Annotated in this window: 10 protein-coding genes; 7 read left to right on the forward strand and 3 right to left on the reverse strand. The window is 45.4% G+C overall.

What is annotated here, in order from left to right; genetic code table 11:
- Positions 1-109: 109 nt before the first annotated feature.
- Positions 110-2857, reverse strand: coding sequence for an insulinase family protein (locus tag AWH61_RS03445; protein WP_075176220.1), 2748 nt, complete (start codon positions 2855-2857; stop codon positions 110-112).
- A 171-nt stretch (positions 2858-3028) separates the two neighbouring features.
- On the opposite strand from AWH61_RS03445, the gene sixA reads away from it, so the two are divergent.
- Positions 3029-3544 (forward strand): phosphohistidine phosphatase SixA, encoded by a 516-nt coding sequence (sixA, locus tag AWH61_RS03450; RefSeq protein ID WP_014976012.1) that lies wholly within the window; start codon positions 3029-3031, stop codon positions 3542-3544.
- 121 nt (positions 3545-3665) lie between these two features.
- The gene (locus AWH61_RS03455; RefSeq protein WP_014978722.1) at positions 3666-3860 is read left to right on the forward strand and encodes a hypothetical protein; all 195 of its coding nucleotides are present in this window, start codon (positions 3666-3668) and stop codon (positions 3858-3860) included.
- A 37-nt stretch (positions 3861-3897) separates the two neighbouring features.
- On the opposite strand, the gene AWH61_RS03460 is transcribed toward AWH61_RS03455, so the two are convergent.
- Positions 3898-5193, reverse strand: coding sequence for an HlyC/CorC family transporter (locus AWH61_RS03460; RefSeq protein WP_014948817.1), 1296 nt, complete (start codon positions 5191-5193; stop codon positions 3898-3900).
- Between the two features lie 175 nt (positions 5194-5368).
- Positions 5369-6160: a cytochrome C assembly family protein gene (locus AWH61_RS03465; RefSeq protein ID WP_014948818.1), complete on the reverse strand. Its 792-nt coding sequence runs from the start codon at positions 6158-6160 to the stop codon at positions 5369-5371.
- A gap of 298 nt (positions 6161-6458) precedes the next feature.
- On the opposite strand from AWH61_RS03465, the gene ffh reads away from it, so the two are divergent.
- The 5 genes from ffh to AWH61_RS03490 all read left to right on the forward strand — a co-directional run bounded on the left by ffh (position 6459) and on the right by AWH61_RS03490 (position 16072).
- A complete protein-coding gene (gene ffh, locus AWH61_RS03470) occupies positions 6459-7898 on the forward strand; it encodes a signal recognition particle protein (protein ID WP_014948819.1) in 1440 nt (479 codons plus the stop codon).
- Between the two features lie 186 nt (positions 7899-8084).
- The gene (locus AWH61_RS03475; protein ID WP_075176221.1) at positions 8085-10151 is read left to right on the forward strand and encodes a YncE family protein; all 2067 of its coding nucleotides are present in this window, start codon (positions 8085-8087) and stop codon (positions 10149-10151) included.
- A gap of 352 nt (positions 10152-10503) precedes the next feature.
- On the forward strand, positions 10504-14226 hold the full coding sequence (locus AWH61_RS03480) for an ATP-binding protein (RefSeq protein ID WP_075176222.1): 3723 nt from the start codon (positions 10504-10506) through the stop codon (positions 14224-14226).
- Entirely contained in the window at positions 14223-14858 is a 636-nt protein-coding gene (locus AWH61_RS03485; RefSeq protein WP_014976014.1) for a condensin complex protein MksE, read from the forward strand. The genes AWH61_RS03480 and AWH61_RS03485 overlap by 4 nt, the downstream gene beginning before the upstream one ends.
- On the forward strand, positions 14855-16072 hold the full coding sequence (locus AWH61_RS03490) for a phosphoenolpyruvate carboxylase (RefSeq protein WP_075176223.1): 1218 nt from the start codon (positions 14855-14857) through the stop codon (positions 16070-16072). Before AWH61_RS03485 ends, AWH61_RS03490 begins: the two co-directional genes overlap by 4 nt.
- Positions 16073-16431 lie beyond the last annotated feature (359 nt).

Raw genomic sequence — 16431 nt, forward strand, 5'->3', positions numbered from 1 at the left:
TAACAAGAATGATGGTTTACTTATTAACCAACCTTGTCTGCGAATACCACTGGGTATCGGCAGATTGATTAAAATCTTAACGACCGTGGCACGTGCCTACAATGCAGCGTTAGTAGTAAGGAATTTCTTTTTTGAATTCAGAAATACTGTTAATCGTTCGTTTTTCTTGCGTGGGAATACTCTCAAATTTTCCACGAGAGAACAGCACCAATTCCCCGCAGCGCTCTCGTTTAGCGAGTTGATGCGCGAAGTCTTGAATCTCTTCGAAACTCAAGCCTTTGATCCTTTCAGCAAGCTTTGCATTTCTATTAAACTCTAAATCTTGCGTACCCAAACTTACCCATAAACGCTGTGACTTCATCGAAAGAGTAAGGTCTCTCTCTTCTAACTGCTTAATAAGGTTTTGTTGGATAGTAGGCCAATAAAAACGATAGAACTCTATTTCATTGAGTTGCTGGAACAAAAAGGCGGTCATTGCATCTAGCAACTGCTTTGGACTGCATTGCGGGCTTTGTATATAAAATGCCATTCCGGGGTGTTGATTATGTGGCACATAGCCTGTACCGACTATGTATCCCAATTGCTGTTCTGTTCTTAACGAATTGAAGAACGGTGCTGCCAGCATCTGTTCAAGAACCATACATAATGCGGTGTCGGTGAGGCTAGGAGAAGGTGCTTGTAAATAAAGTACGACCGCTGAGTCATCGTGATTACACAACACTTCATGATAAAGAGTTCCGCCTACAGGCAGCTTAGATACGGCACGAGAAAGGGGAGCTCCCCCTGCATTTTTGCAATGGCTATGAAGCGACGTCGAAAATGCCTTTGCTTCTTCGCTTGCCCAGTTGCCATGCATAAATGCCTCTACAAAATAATGCTCAAAGGCTGCACTGCGACAGCCTAGCATCTCGTTATAAGAGATGTTTTCTATCACGTCTAACAATTCAACTGGCGCTTGCGTGTTGCGTTGAATAAGAACACTTAAACGAGAGAATAAACGGTTAGTCGGCTTATTTAACAGTGAATTATGAAGGCTTTGAATTTGAAGTGCTTTGTGATGTTCAAAGGCTCTTTCGTCGGGAATAAAACCGAGAACGGCGTCAAGAAGTTGACTTGCTAATAATGTCTGCTGATTCGTAAAACCACGGGTGTGTAGGGTAAATCCAGCTTGATGCCCATAAATCCGATAGTGAAGTCCTGCTATTTCAGCTCGGTAGTATTTAGCTTGGAGATGATCGTTAAGTGCGCCGAGCCAAATTCGCTTGGCCGCAACAGAGGTCAAAGAGTCTGAAAACTGAGCTGCGTCGAAAGAGATATAAATATCGCCTTTAGGGCTATGGAATTGTTGGTCTTGAGCGAACCAAAATCGATAGCCACCATTATCTACCAACCTATTTGGAACATTAAACCCCGTTTCAGGGAGGATAAGCGTGTATTCGCTCGCCAAATAAGGGTTGGGTGGGGGAAGACACAATTCTGGAATTTTCTTTGCGCTTTCAAGTGAATGTATTAGCGCATCGTCGATGCCTTCAACGCTATATTCAGCCTCATAAAATGCGCAAACCTGAGTGGTTTTAACATCTTTTGATATAACCTTTAAACGAAGGTTCTTGGGCGTGAAAAAAGATAGTGCATGCTCAATTATGCTTCTGTCATAACTACCAATAGTAGAGCGAAGTCTATTTAATTCGTCAGGTTCGAATATAAATTGATGCTGTGCATACTCAGTTATGATCCCAAGCGGCTTCACATTTTCTTCGTACTCTAAAGCCAGCGCGTTTAGCTGCGACTTTTCGTGAAAGCGCCACTCTTCAGTCGATGCTTCTCTAATTAATTCGATGTAGCTAAATAGTGCCTCTAACACCTGCGCTTTGTGTTTAAGGCCTTCCTGGGTAAGCTGAAAGCTCACGTTAAAATCTTTAAATTTGTCGCCTTCTATGCCAGAGCCCGCTATCAGGTTTAACGCCCAATCTTTTTCTTTTAAATAGGCAAGTAGGCTTCCTTCACCTTCGTCACCAATCAAATGGCTGATGTAGTTCAGCGGTTTGGTTTTGTAGTCGTTCTGTAAAGCGGGGAGGGCAAATGTCACTATCATACGTCTAGCAGATTGCAGCGGATGAATGTTGATTTGAATGCCAAGTTCATTTTCTGTGTAAAGCGAAGGCCAGTCGTCAGAGGCTAACTGTCCACTTGGCAATGTCCCAAAACACTGATTCACTAACGCCTCGAGTTGACGTATTGGCATAGGACTGGCTATGCACAAGCGCATATTAAGCGCACAGTAATACGATTGGTGCAGTGCCTTCAGGCGACGTTTAAGCTCTGTACATTTGTGTTGAGAAAAGGTATCGCAATTGCCTACAGAAAATTTTGCAAAAGGATGCTCTGGATTACATGTCTCTTTATGAATTTGATAAAGGCGGCGAAGGTCGTCTTTTTTCTTAAACTCAAATTCAGCATGAATGTTCTTTATTTCGTTGGTTAGCGCGTCTTCTTCAAATAAGGGTTGCCTAAGCATATCTGCAAATGCAGGCAATGTTTGCGCAATAGCGTCACCGCTGCAATTGAAATGGTAATTTGTGTACTCGGTACCTGTCCACGCATTGATTGTGCCGCCGTGTTGCTCAATGAATCCATTTATGGCATTGGGTTTGGGCAAATGACGGCTACCCATAAAAAGCATGTGTTCAAGAAGATGGGCTAACCCTTGGCAATCGTTTGGGTCATAAAAGTGTCCGGCTCTTACCGCCATTGAAACAAAAGATTCACTCGCTTCTGGCGTGTGACATAACATGGCACGCAACCCATTAGGTAAAGTAACGTGATGTGCGTTTTCTAAATTTATGGTGTTGTTCACATTGTCTCGTTTTTGGTCAAGAGCACCTTACTGCTGGAGCGTCTATAAAGAGAAACTTCACAAAACGTTAAATAATGTACGAAAATTCTCACTATTCGCGGTTTAGCGCTAGGCGTAGTATCAGCTCTCTGATATCGTTAGCATACTTTCATTAATACTATGCGCAATGTTATGTCAGGTCAAAGTAGCAACGACGACATTTATCTTTTCATTATGCGTCACGGTGAAGCAGAAGCGCCCAGACTCGATGATAAAAGCAGGCAACTTACACCATTAGGTAGAGAGCAAGCCAAAACAGCAGCTTTATGGTTAAAAGACCAGTATTGCCAGAAAGGCATTGTGGACTTAGCGCTTGTGAGCCCTTATCGTCGAGCCAAACAGACCCATGATATGGTATCGCTTGATATCATTGCGAACAAAGTTGAAAATAATGAAGATATTGTTCCGGAAGGCTCGCCAAGACTGGTGAGTGATTATATTGATGGACTTCTTCACGCCGCGGTCAATTCCAAAAAACCAATCAAAAAACTTCTTGTTGTTAGTCACATGCCGCTAGTTAGCTATCTCGTTGATGAACTGTGCCAGTCTTACACCACAAGTTTGTTTTCTACGGCCTCAATTGCTGTTATCAAGTATTCTTTAAAAGAGCACAAAGGCACGCTGGTAACGCATTATCAAGGGCTGTAAACGCCTTGCTCCTTCTTAGCGATTAATTTCGGAAATTGAACAATTAATCGTTAAGTATATTCCCACATGGTCGATAGACTCTTTGAGAGTGTCAAAGTTTATTCTATTGAAGGGTTGGGAAATGGACAGCAAATCTATTCCTGAGCTCCTTAAACGTTCATTGCAATCGCATATGGCGGAGGCTGATTTACGTGAAGATAAGGAGACGCAGGATATTATTGCCAAATTATCTGAATTGTCAGATAAGGTCGCTGCTGCGAAAGCTAGAGCGCTGGCAAATAGAGCACAGCGTCTAGCTGACGAATCAAAAGGTTAGCTGATAAGGCCGAAAGGCAGGTTAACTACCAAAACGTTTAGTGGTCGTTATTCGACTCTTTAGGTGCAACATAGTATTCCGGCATGATTCTGACGGTTTTTATCATGCTTTCTGAAATGTCTACAATTTCTAACGGATAACCCGCCAAACGCACGCTTACTTTGTTCTCAGGAATATCTTCAAGATACTCAAGTAATAAACCATTAAGGGTTTTAGGGCCTTCCGTAGGCAGGTTCCAATCCATTTCTCTGTTCAATTCTCGGACGTTGGCACTACCATCAACCAATACTGAACCATCCTGTTGTACATGTGCTTCCTTACTGTGGTCTGGAACCATACTGGTGGTAAAGTCACCGATAATCTCTTCAAGAATATCTTCAAGAGTGACTAGACCCATAATGTCGCCATACTCATCAACAACCAGAGCAATGCGCTCTTTTTCCGCTTGAAACTTATACATCAGCGTGTGCAGCGGGGTAGATTCAGGCGTGTAGTAAATCTCACGAACTGCGCGAAGCAAGCTTGATTTAGTAAACTGGTCTTTTGATAGAAGGCGCAGGGCGTCACGCACATGCACAAAGCCTACCGCATCGTCGACACTGTCTCGGTATAATAAAACACGGGTATGTTGAGCATGGGTTAACGCTTTTTGAATTTTCTTCCAATCGTCGTTAATGTCGATAGCAAAAATTTCAGCACGTGGCACCATGATATCTTCGGCCGTTACGCTTTCTAAGTCCAAAATACTCACCAACATATCTTGGTGTCGCTTAGGGATCATGGCACCAGCTTCAAAAACCACGGTTCTTAACTCTTCTCGACTTAACGAGTCGTCACTTCCACTTGCAGGACTAATTCTTAGCAAAGCTAGAATGCCGTTTGTGATACCGTTAATCGCTGCCACAAAAGGGTACAGCAAGGTAAGCAGTGGAAGCAGAATAATGGAGCTCGGAAATGCCACTTTTTCTGGATACAGTGCAGCCAGTGTTTTCGGCGTTACTTCTGCAAAAATAAGTAAGACCAGCGTTAAGCCAAAGGTAGCAGCAAACAGCCCCCAATAGTCACCGAATAAACGAATACAAAGTATGGTTGCAAGCGAGGATGCTGCAATATTAACTAAGTTGTTTCCGATGAGAATAAGGCCGATAAGGCGATCAGGTCGTTCTAGAAGTTTAGCAACACGTATAGCTGAGCGGTTGCCTTCTCCTTGCAAATGCTTGAGTCGATAACGATTAATCGACATCATGCCAGTTTCTGAACTAGAGAAATACGCAGATAGTAATATGAGTACGCCGAGCGCGATAAACAGCGTACTCGTTGATATGTCGTCCAATTAATGGGTTCCTGTCTTAACTTAGGCTTCAAATGTATTGATTTGAAGTGCGAGTTTCAAGGGAAAATTGCTGATATGCCCCTAATTAACTAAATAACACCAAAAAGTGACAAGCGCCGCCGAGCCGCCTAAAAAGCCAGCCCGGCAGCGAGCTCAGCAATAAATACAGGGAGTTTTAAAGAAGAAATTCGCGAACTAATTTGCTACCAAAATAGGCAAGGGACAGTAGCGTCACTCCCAAGACTGTCATCACAATAACTTGTCGCCCGCGCCAACCTCGAAGTTTCTGGCCTATTAAAAGAATGAGAAAAACAACGAGAGCGGCCGCTGATAGCACCGTTTTATGCGCGTAAGTTTTGTTAAACATATCTTCTAAGAAAACAAACCCGCTAATTAGTGAGACGGTTAGTAAACAAGTTCCCGCAAGCAACAGCTTGAACAAAATGTTTTCTACAAGCATTAAAGGCGGTAGTGATGAATGTAGTAACGCAGCACCTTTTTGCTTTAACCGGTAGGTAATGTAGGACATTTGCAGTGCGTATAAGAATGCAATGACCAAAGTGCAGTAAGCAAACAATGACAAACTAATATGGATAACTAAGCCCGGCTGCAGCTCTATGTGCATGATGTATGACACGGGAATAAACTGTGAGGCGAGTACCGTAAGACTTGCAAAGCCGAAGACAACAGGAAGTAAAATAAGATTAGGAATGGCGCGGGCAAATATAAGCATGGACACGGTGATTATCCACGACACTAATGAAAGTACGTTGGTTACACTCATGTCTTGCCCAGGCGCGACAATAATAACGTTGGTGAGAAAAGCGATATGTGCAATTGCCCCAACACTAGCGATGGATAGCCCTAATCGCTTATTCGGGCCGTCTTGGTGTACGAATTTGCCAATAAGTACTGCCGCAGCTAATGCGTAGAGTAAAGCAGCAGAAATGGCGAAAAGGGTGTTCATGATGCGTCCTGTAATAGGTAGGTGACGTCTTCACCGACTGAGTCGGTATTGATACTGCAACTTGCAAGTAAATTCAACCATCTCCTTGATTTTGTTTGTTTCACACCCACTTTTAGTGTGGGTATAGGATCATGGAAGGACAATTTTTACTCCATATCGACTTCGAAATTCGTACATCAAATTTCGACAACCCTTAACGCAAAAGTTTAAAAATTTAACCGCAATTGTGGGTACGTTACCGTTCGCTTTTACGTTACAATGCGGGCATTACGTCTGAAATAAAAAGAAGTTTCATACTATGTTTGAGAATTTATCAGAACGCTTAGGCCAGACATTACGAAATGTCAGTGGTAAAGGGCGTCTTACTGAAGACAATATTAAAGAAACGCTACGCGAAGTGCGTATGGCGCTACTTGAAGCCGACGTTGCGCTACCCGTAGTAAAAGCGTTTGTTGCACAGGTAAAAGAGCGTGCAGTTGGTACCGAAGTAACCAAAAGCCTCAAGCCTGGCCAAGTATTTATTAAAATCGTTCAGTCTGAACTAGAGTCGGTGATGGGGGAAGCGAACGAAAAGCTTAACCTCGCAACTCAACCTCCGGCTGTTGTGCTTATGGCGGGCTTACAAGGTGCGGGTAAAACTACGTCTGTAGGTAAACTTGCGAAATACCTAACTGAGCGCGAGAAAAAGAAAGTGATGGTAGTGAGTGCCGACGTTTATCGTCCGGCCGCTATCAAGCAGCTTGAAACCCTTGCCGGTGAAGTGAATGTAGCTTTTCACCCGTCAACGATTTTACAAAAGCCCATTGATATCGTTAACGATGCCATTGTTGAAGCGAAGAAGAATTTCTTCGATGTACTACTAGTGGATACAGCAGGTCGTTTGCATGTCGACAACGACATGATGGACGAAATTAAAGAGCTTCACGCTGCCGTTAAGCCAATTGAAACTCTGTTCGTGGTTGATGCCATGACTGGTCAGGATGCTGCGAATACGGCAAAGGCGTTTAACGACGCGCTACCGCTTACCGGTGTAATACTGACCAAAGCAGATGGTGATGCACGAGGTGGTGCTGCACTGTCGGTTCGTCACATCACGGGTAAACCTATCAAGTTTATCGGTATGGGCGAAAAGGTTGATGCACTTGAGCCTTTCCACCCTGAGCGTATTGCGTCTCGTATCTTGGGCATGGGCGACGTACTTAGCCTTATCGAAGAGGTTGAGCGTAAAGTTGATAAGTCGAAAGCGGAAAAGCTGGCCAAGAAGGTACAGAAAGGAAAAGGCTTCGACCTGCAAGACTTTAAAGATCAGCTTGAGCAAATGAAGAACATGGGCGGCATGATGGGAATGCTTGATAAGCTTCCTGGCATGGGCGGTATGTCTGATAAAATCAAAGATCAGGCAAACGACAAGCAGTTTAACCAAATGGAAGCCATCATTAATTCAATGACACCGGCTGAACGTGCGCGCCCAGATATGATTAAGGGGTCGCGTAAGCGCCGTATTGCAGCAGGCTCAGGTACGCAAATTCAAGACGTAAACCGTTTACTTAAGCAGTTTACGCAAATGCAGAAAATGATGAAGAAAATGTCTGGCGGCGGCATGAAGAAGATGATGCGTCAGATGAAAGGCATGATGCCTCCGGGTGGCGGTTTTGGAGGCCCTGGTGGTCCAGGCGGCCCAGGTGGATTCGGCGGTCCTGGCGGGTTTGGCGGAGGCGGTGGCTTCCCACCACGTTAAGGCTATCGCATAATTTTATAACGCTAAAAAACCTCAATCTCAGCAATGGATTGAGGTTTTTTTTATTTTTTTGCATCCAGTATCACTCATCAATCGTTTGGCTTGTTGAACAGGACGTGAGCAGTACTTATCGCATCGCGCGTTTAAGTGACGTCTCTTCACGAATCAACAAGTACGGAGATGAAGATGGAATTCAATAAAACATCACAGCAAAAATTAAAACTGTCACTGTTGGCGACGGCAATGGTTCTCGCGCTAAGTGCCTGCGACGGTGACGACGGAACAAATGGTGTCGATGGGACTGATGGCGCGCCTGGCCAAGATGGTGCACCCGGTCAGGATGGAACCCCAGGCTTTGCGTCAGCGACTTTCTTGGTCGCAAACAATGGCGATGACAACCGCAATACGGTTACCTCGATTGACCAAAACGCGAACGTCTTATCCACGGTAACCACAGGAGCCAATGAGGGGATTGTATTCACGCAAAGCGGAAGCTTGGTACAAGCTGGCGACAGTGATTTACCGTTATTAAGAACGCTTTGTAATTTTGAAGCTCAAGCCGACTACATGATGAGTACAGGGCACGAGATAACGGGCGCAACTACGGGCCTTGTTAACCCGAAAGGTATTGCCTTTGCTGAAAATGCAGGTTTAGTTATGGTGGCTGACTTTAACGGTCAAAAGGTTAGCGTATTCGGTGGCCAAGCAGCAGGCAATGTTGCACCGATTGCAGAAATAATGACCTCAGCAAAACCATGGGATGTGGCCTATGACGAACAAAGCGATAGGTTGTTTGTTGCACTGACCGATGGGACACTCGCGGTTTACGATAATGTCGCTGGTTCTGATTTTGCGCCCACAGTTATGCGTTCAGTGGTGCCTTCAGATGCAGACGGAAATCAAATATCGATTAATCTGCACGGTATCGCTTACGAGCCTATGTCTAATCGTATGGTATTGTCAGACGTTGGCGATGCTGCAATTGCTGATGATGGTCAAATTTTTGTTTTAGAAAATGTCTCTACGGCTGACGGGGCTGTTGTACCAAGTAGAGTGATTGGCGGCGCATCGACCCAGCTTGGTAATCCAGTAGACATTGTTTTAACCGGTTCTGATCTTCGCGTGGCGGAAAAATCCAATGACGCCATTTTGGTGTTCTCAAACATATTCAACGGTGCTAGTGGCGACGTTGCACCAACACTATCAACGCCTTCAGTAAAACCAGAGTCGTTGGCCGAGTTAACTCAGCTGAACGAGATGAAAGACGCATCGGACGATGGCATAACTACCATGCCTATTATGGGCCTTTCGGTATCAAGTAACCCTGCAAGCGAAGGTGCAACCACGGGGCAAGTAGCGCAATACAGCGCTGTACTTTCCAGTGAGCTAAGCACTTTTGACGCTGGTATGAGCATTGAGAGTGCCGCTTTCACGGCTAGCGGTGATGGCGTCATTACCTTCGATGATGTTGAAACCTCAACGGGTGGTTTACTCGTGATTAATCGCCTCAAAACCATGAGAGACGGTATGATGTATAGCGATAGTTTCGACCACATGATTGCGGGTGGCGATACAGGCTTGATTGCACCTAAAGGGTTAGATATTGCCTCAGAAGCAGGTGTGGTATTTGTGGCAGATGTTAACGAAGCTACTCCTGCCGTTCGCGTATTCTCGCCTTGTGCGTCAGGCAATGTTGCGCCTCTATTAACACTTGAAGCGGCCAACGGGGCGCGCCCTTGGGATGTGGATTACGACCCATCAACTGATAGCGCGTATCTGGCGTTAACTAACGGTTCGGTTGCCGTGTTTGAAGAAGTGATGCGCAAAATGGAAAGCGGTGAAACCGTAATTACGGGTGAAGATAGACTGATTGTCCCTGCAAGTGGTGGGACAGCATTTGCCGCGCCAACCAACATCCATGGCATAGACTATGATAGCCAAAGCGATAGTTTGGTCATTTCTGATGTAGGCAGCGCAGCGGATGCTGCTGACGGTAAATTGTACGTGATTCCTGGCGCAGGCAGTGCCGATGGCATAACGGATGTATCCGTCAATATTGCAGGACCGAACTCAATGTTGGGTAATCCGGTAGACTTGATGCTCAGCAATGGTCATGTATATGTTGCTGAAAAATCAAATGGCATGATCCTGCGCTTTGACAATATTCTAAATGCAGCCTCGGGTGATATTACGCCCAGCTTTAGCATGATGTATCCCGCACCAGAGTCGGTAAATGTATTGTCAGTGAAGTAAAACAGCTGATAGACAGCTTTACAGAAACAGTTCATTTCATCGCTGTTCTATGAAAGCTCAATGCTTTTGCTAAAGCGGCACGTACCTAATCAGTACGTGTCGCTTTATATTTATGTGGCGTTATTGGGATATTTAAAAGCTTTGCCAACTTAACTTTTAAACAATAGCATGCTTTATAACCAACAAATCGCCGCGCATCTGTGCAAATTCGTGAATTCATAATACACTGACGGGCTACATCGTGCGCATGTGCTCGCTTTCTTTCAGGTAGGCAATTTTTACCCTTTCAAAGCAGGTACAGTTTTGTGCTGTGTGAGCGTTCACGCGGCAGAGTTATTGATACAGGAACACTATGGCAGGCTTAAAACGTATTATTCTTATCGACACGCATTTACCAGGCGTGGTCGAGCTAAAGCTTGATGGACACACCAATATTTGTGGTACCAATGCGTCGGGTAAAACCACGCTTCAACGACTTATTCCCGTGTTTTACGGCGAGTACCCAAGTCGCGTGGTACCGGCAACCCGTGACAGCTTTGAACGCTGGTATTTGCCTCGTTTATCTAGCTTTATTATTTATGAATACACGCGTGCTGAAGGTGACCTGTGCCAAGCAGTGTTAAGCTCAAATGGTACTGGCGTCAATTATCGTTTAATCGGCAAGCCATTTGAAATCAGTGACTACTTAATAGAGCAAAAGAACGGCAAACACGCTAGTGTAAGCAGCGCCGAGCTTGCACGCGCCATGAAGCGTAACAACATATTGGTTACGAGCTTACTTAATACGAAAGACTTCCGTGCAATCATTCAAAACGACCACGGGGTGCTTAACCAGAGTAACAATGCCCGTGAGCTATTAGGCTACGCTAAAATCTTTAGCCTTTGCGAACCGTCGAAACACATGCGCCACATTGAGAAGTTGGCTAAAGCGGTTCACTCTAAAGAAGGCAAGATGGAAACTATCAAGGCCATGATTGCCGCCATTTTAGAAGAGGATGGTGTTACGCCACCTACTTCAGGCCTAAGCCGCCACCGCGTCGATGACTGGATTAAAGAATGTCACTTAATTAAACAGTTCGACAAAATTCGCCCTGAATTTTCTAAACTCGAACAAGCTGACATGGCGCTAACCACAACAGAGCAAGTGCTTGCTAACCTTAAGCATAGCTTCGAGCTTGATAAGACCTACTTGGCTGCGCGCGTTGAAACAACAAAGAATGAACTGGATGAGAATAGCTTCCAGCGCAAACAAAAGGACAGCGAGTGGGGTGATACCCGCGATCACCTAAATCAGGTTATTTCATCTGCTCGCGCTGATGTTGAGAAGTTCACCAGTGAACTTGATACCGTAGAGCGTGAATTCGATAAATGGCAAGACGAAAATATTGAGCAGCTTAAAGAAGACGTGGCAAATCTAGCGCAGTGGCAAAATGAAAAGGCTATGGCCGATAGTCGCTATGTACTGCTTACTGAAAAACACCAAGATATTGAGTCGGCCTACAATAAGCGCTTGGCTGAGCTAGGTGAAAAGCTGTCAATTACTCTAGAAGAAATGTCGGCCGCACGCCAAGAAGCCGCAGAGAATAAAGCTGAGCAGCAGCAAAGCGAGCGTGAAGCATTAAGTCGCATTCAGAGCGACTACAATAGCCAGCTAAGCGCGCTTCAGAACGATTACCAAAATAGTTTGAATGAGCTAAAAGTTGCTGAAGCTGAACTAAAAGCTTCACTAAGTAACGCAGGCTACAACGAGTTTGAACAATCTCAGCTAGATATTCTTGATGCGGCCATTAAAGAAGCATCTATCAATGAAGATGCAGCGCGCGGTGAGCTGCGACAAGCGCAGCAGGCGCACAGTAAATCAGTTGAGTTTCGCAAAGAATGTTCAAATGCCTTAGATAAAGCACGCAACGCCTTTCAACAAGAAGAAAAAGCGGTTAACAAGATTAATGCGCTTCTTTATCCTGGCGAAGGCTCGCTACTTGAGTTCTTGCGCGCCAATGTCGATGACTGGGAGTTATCCTTAGGTAAAGTTGTGCGCCCTGAGCTACTAGAGCGCACTGATTTAGCGCCTGCTATGGCAAAGGACGCACAAGGCGCCAGCCATACCTTTATGGGCGTCAAGTTAGCGCTTACTGAACTTGATACCCCAGACTATGCCTTTACCGAGCAAGCGCTTAAGCAGCAACTGCAAGAAGCTGAAATTCGTCAAGCCGCTGCCCTTGCTGCGCAAAACGAATGCGAACAGCGCTTGGCGAAAGCGAACGAAGATGTGCGCAACGCCGAGCTTGTGGTTACCCAAAAAGACAACGCCGTTAAAAGTGCCGAAGCCAGCCGTAAACGTGCACAGCAAGACCGCGATACGGTACTTAGCGAATATCAGCAGGCGCTTTCTGCACGTAAGCAAAAAGCCAAAACTAAGCTTGAAGCGAATCAGCAGTCGCAAAAGCAAGCGAAGGCGCAGTTTGAGCTTAGTCGTGACGAAATCAAAGATCAGCAGCGCGAAGCGGAAACCGAACACAAATTCCATTGGCAGCAGCTTATTGCTGACAGTGAAGCACGTATATCTCAGCTTGATAGCGACATGCGTAAGGCGAAAGACAATGCTGCCCAAGACCGCAAAGATATGCAGGATTGGCTAGAAAGCGAATTGAGCAATCGCGGTGTGGATGTTGATGAAATAGGTCAGCTTAAAAAGCAAATCAATAAGCTTAAAGAAGACATTACGCGCACTGAAACCCACCGTCATAAAGTAGCCGACTACGAGCGTTGGTACACTAACGTGTTTACCAAGCAAAAAGTGGTATGGCAGGAAGGCTTGTCTAAGTCACGTAAGTTATTGGGCGAATCTGAGCGTAATTTAGCCAGCAAACAAGCAACCTATAAAGCTAACCGCGAACAGCTTCAAGAGCAGCACGGACAGCTTGAAACTACGCTTAAAACTGCCAGTGAGCACCTAGAACAGGTTAAAACCTTAAGTAAATCTCTTGCCAAGCTTACGCTTCAGGCAGGTGATGAAACGGCTGAAATTAAGCACGACGATGTAAGTATTGGTCAGCGTATTTCAGAAGTGCAAAGCCAGCTTCAAGAGCGCGAAAACTTACTAAGCGATATTCGCGCCTATGTAGAGCGGTTCGATCAGCTTATTGCCGCGCAAGCGGGCACAGGGCTATCTGATACGTGGGAGCGCGCCCGTGAAGAGTGTGCAACGCTGAACGCCCACGGCGTGAAGAGCTTTGATCATCGCCGTATGGTGTCGCATTTAGCACAGCTTCTAAACGTGATTGTTCCGCAGAAGCTACAGGGCTTGCGTGAGCAAGGCCGTATCTTTGGTGCCGATCTTTCGCAATACTACTTTGTACTTGCCGATATCGACAAACGCATTGTGTCGCAAAGCCGCCGTATTACCCAAGAGGTCGACGGCGACCTTTCTCTTGATGGTGTATCAGACTCGGCTGTTAAAATTCGCTCACGTATTAGTGAACTTGAATTCTGGCCCGAACTTGAGCAATTCAGAAAGCTCTATGAGCACTGGATGGAAGAGGGGGCTAACGAGTTACCAGAGGAAGAGTACGGTCAAAGTATGCGCCGGGTTCTTGATATTCTTGGCCGTGCAGCGCTTACGGGCGGCATTAGCAAGCTACTTGATATCGAGCTACACCTTCGTGAGGGTAAAAGTGATCTTGTCATTCGTACTGATCGCCAGCTTAACGAGTCATCAAGCCACGGTATGGCCTACCTTATTCTGTGTAAATTCTTACTCGCTTTCACCCGTCTGCTGCGCGGCGATGCCGACGCCACAGTGCATTGGCCGATCGATGAACTAGGTACACTTCACCAAAACAACGTGAAGAAAATCTTTGAAGCGTGTCAAAACAATAACATTAGTGTAGTCGGCGCATTCCCTAACCCAGAGTCAGAAGTATTGACGTTGTTTGAAAACCGCTACTTGATAGATAAGGTAACCCGCCAACTGCAGGTGGTTCAGCCAAAAGCAAGCTCTATAGGGGCGCGCATTAAACAGAAAAAAGAAGCAGAAAAGAACAGTGAAGTAGCAGGTGAGGAGACATCAGCATGATGACAGAACAAGGCCGTGTACTGAGTGCACTTTTACAAGGCGCGTTTATATGTCAGGTGACCGATGAAGAGGCATGGCGTTATCTTAAATCAAGAGACAACGCTGCGCAGTTAGAACCTCATTTAGCGTTATTAAATCGTACATTATCGACCACCGCTGAGGGTGACGTATTCTTTGCCAGCTTCCTCACCATTGGTGAGAACGAGCGCAAAGTGCTTACACAGCAGTTCCAAGATACAGCATCTAACCTAGTGCCTCTGGTAGAGTGGTTGCTGCTAGTTCAGCAAGCCAATGAATCTGATATGCCCATTACCATGGGTAGCGCGATTCGATTAAACGAGCTGCAAACTACCATTGAAGACACCCCCGCCTATGCTGAGCAGTTAGAGAAAATATCGCGTTATCGCATGTTTGGTTCTACCAGTGTGAATTTGGATGGTCAGCTAAAGCAGGTGTTTAAACGCTTAACTGAAATGGGTTATCTGATTAAGCCAAACCCAGATAAACAGATTTATCTGGGCACTGGCAAAATTGAACACCTTTACGAAATGCTACGTTTCATTGATGAAACTGAAGCGCTGAGTTTATCTGAGCAGGCGGAGGCCGCTATTTCGCAAGGTAGCTTGATATGAGCCAGGTGTTAATTCAGGCAGGGACTAAACTATTAAACGCATTGGGTCGTCACAGCGACCTTATCATGCAGGCGTACATTAATGGTTCGGTAAAAGAGCGCGATCACAGCCCTAAGGTATTAGACCAGCTTGTTCAACTAGGCGTATTGTGGCGTCCGGAAGCGCAAAGCGAACTGCGTTTGAAAAGCGCGGTGAGAACCCTTTTAGAGGGGAGCTTACAAGACGAACGCAACCGAACTATCAACGCTAATATTGGTGCGTCGCTGGCAAGCCTTAAAACCCTAACCGAGCACTATAAAGAAGCCCTTCACTACAACAAGTACAATGAAGCGGCAGCCCACATGGGCGATTTAACCGAGCATGTCTATCAACTTTCAGAATCATTGAGTAATAGCGTGCGTGTCATGTTTGGCCGTATTAACAATGAGTTTGGCTACGTGTCTTCGGTTGAAGCTAAAATTCGCGAAAATGAGTTAGCGCAAGGACAGGTAACCGACTTACTTGCCCAGCTTGAGTGTTTCCGCTTCGATGAGTTAAGTGAACTGGCAGGTTCTAACCGTGAACTTCGTCACTTGCTGGTGGTGTCGCTACAACAGCGCTTTGCTAAAGCTGCACAGGAGCTGTCAGTAGTACAAGCACGCTTATTAGACTTGTTAGGCCGGTTTAGAGAGTTCCAAGGTCGAACACGCTTGCTTAAAGGCTTCTTGCTACACATGGAGCAGCAGCCTGATTTTGCGCCAGGCAACTACGCTAACCTGACTAACGTACCTGTGTTGTTTAACCAATCGGACGCGATTATTGCTAACGCTGCCCCAGACGTGAACAATGTTGAGCATGAAGCCGATTACCAAAATATAGTGGCGTCGTTAACCCACGTACACAAACGTCAGACTAAGCACGAAGACACGAAACCAGTCGACATTGATGTGACTGAGCAATCGACCTTGTCACTTGAAAAAGATCCATTGCAGCAAGCGGTAGAAGCGTATTTCTGTGAAGTCATCGATTCTGGTCAGCCTAAAACGGCGCTGGATTACTTTGAAGAACAGGCTTTAGACTTTGACCCTGAAGTGTGGATTTATCAGGTGATCGGGGGGTATCAAGCCCTAAACGATGAAGATAAGCAGTTTTTTGCATTAGAATCCCACGGTAATAACGATAAAGTCTATACGGGCAATTTCTACATCAACGACATCACGTTGGGCTTGCGTTAACGTCATTTCTTAATTTTACCCATCGTCTATCAAGGTAAAGTCTGGCCCACGTTTATCAAGGGTGTGCCAGGCTTTCATACAACGTCAACGGTTCAAATTTAAACGTAAGTTAACAATGTTGATTAACTTCGTTCTTTTCTTTTTCACGCCAGTTTTTGCGATGTGTGACACTTGGAACCTGTCAAAAAACACCTATAATGCAATAGGTGTTTACACTTATTTAACATTGTGAACTAAAAGCTTCATCGCGGCGTAACACTATCGTCAATTCAGCGGTCTACATTATTAGCCCTGTTAAACCTTTGAACCAAGTTAAAGGTTTATAGGTCCTATCGTAGTTCAACAACGACGCGTTATTG

It is taken from the genome of Alteromonas sp. W12 (assembly GCF_001924945.1).
GTDB lineage: Bacteria > Pseudomonadota > Gammaproteobacteria > Enterobacterales > Alteromonadaceae > Alteromonas > Alteromonas macleodii.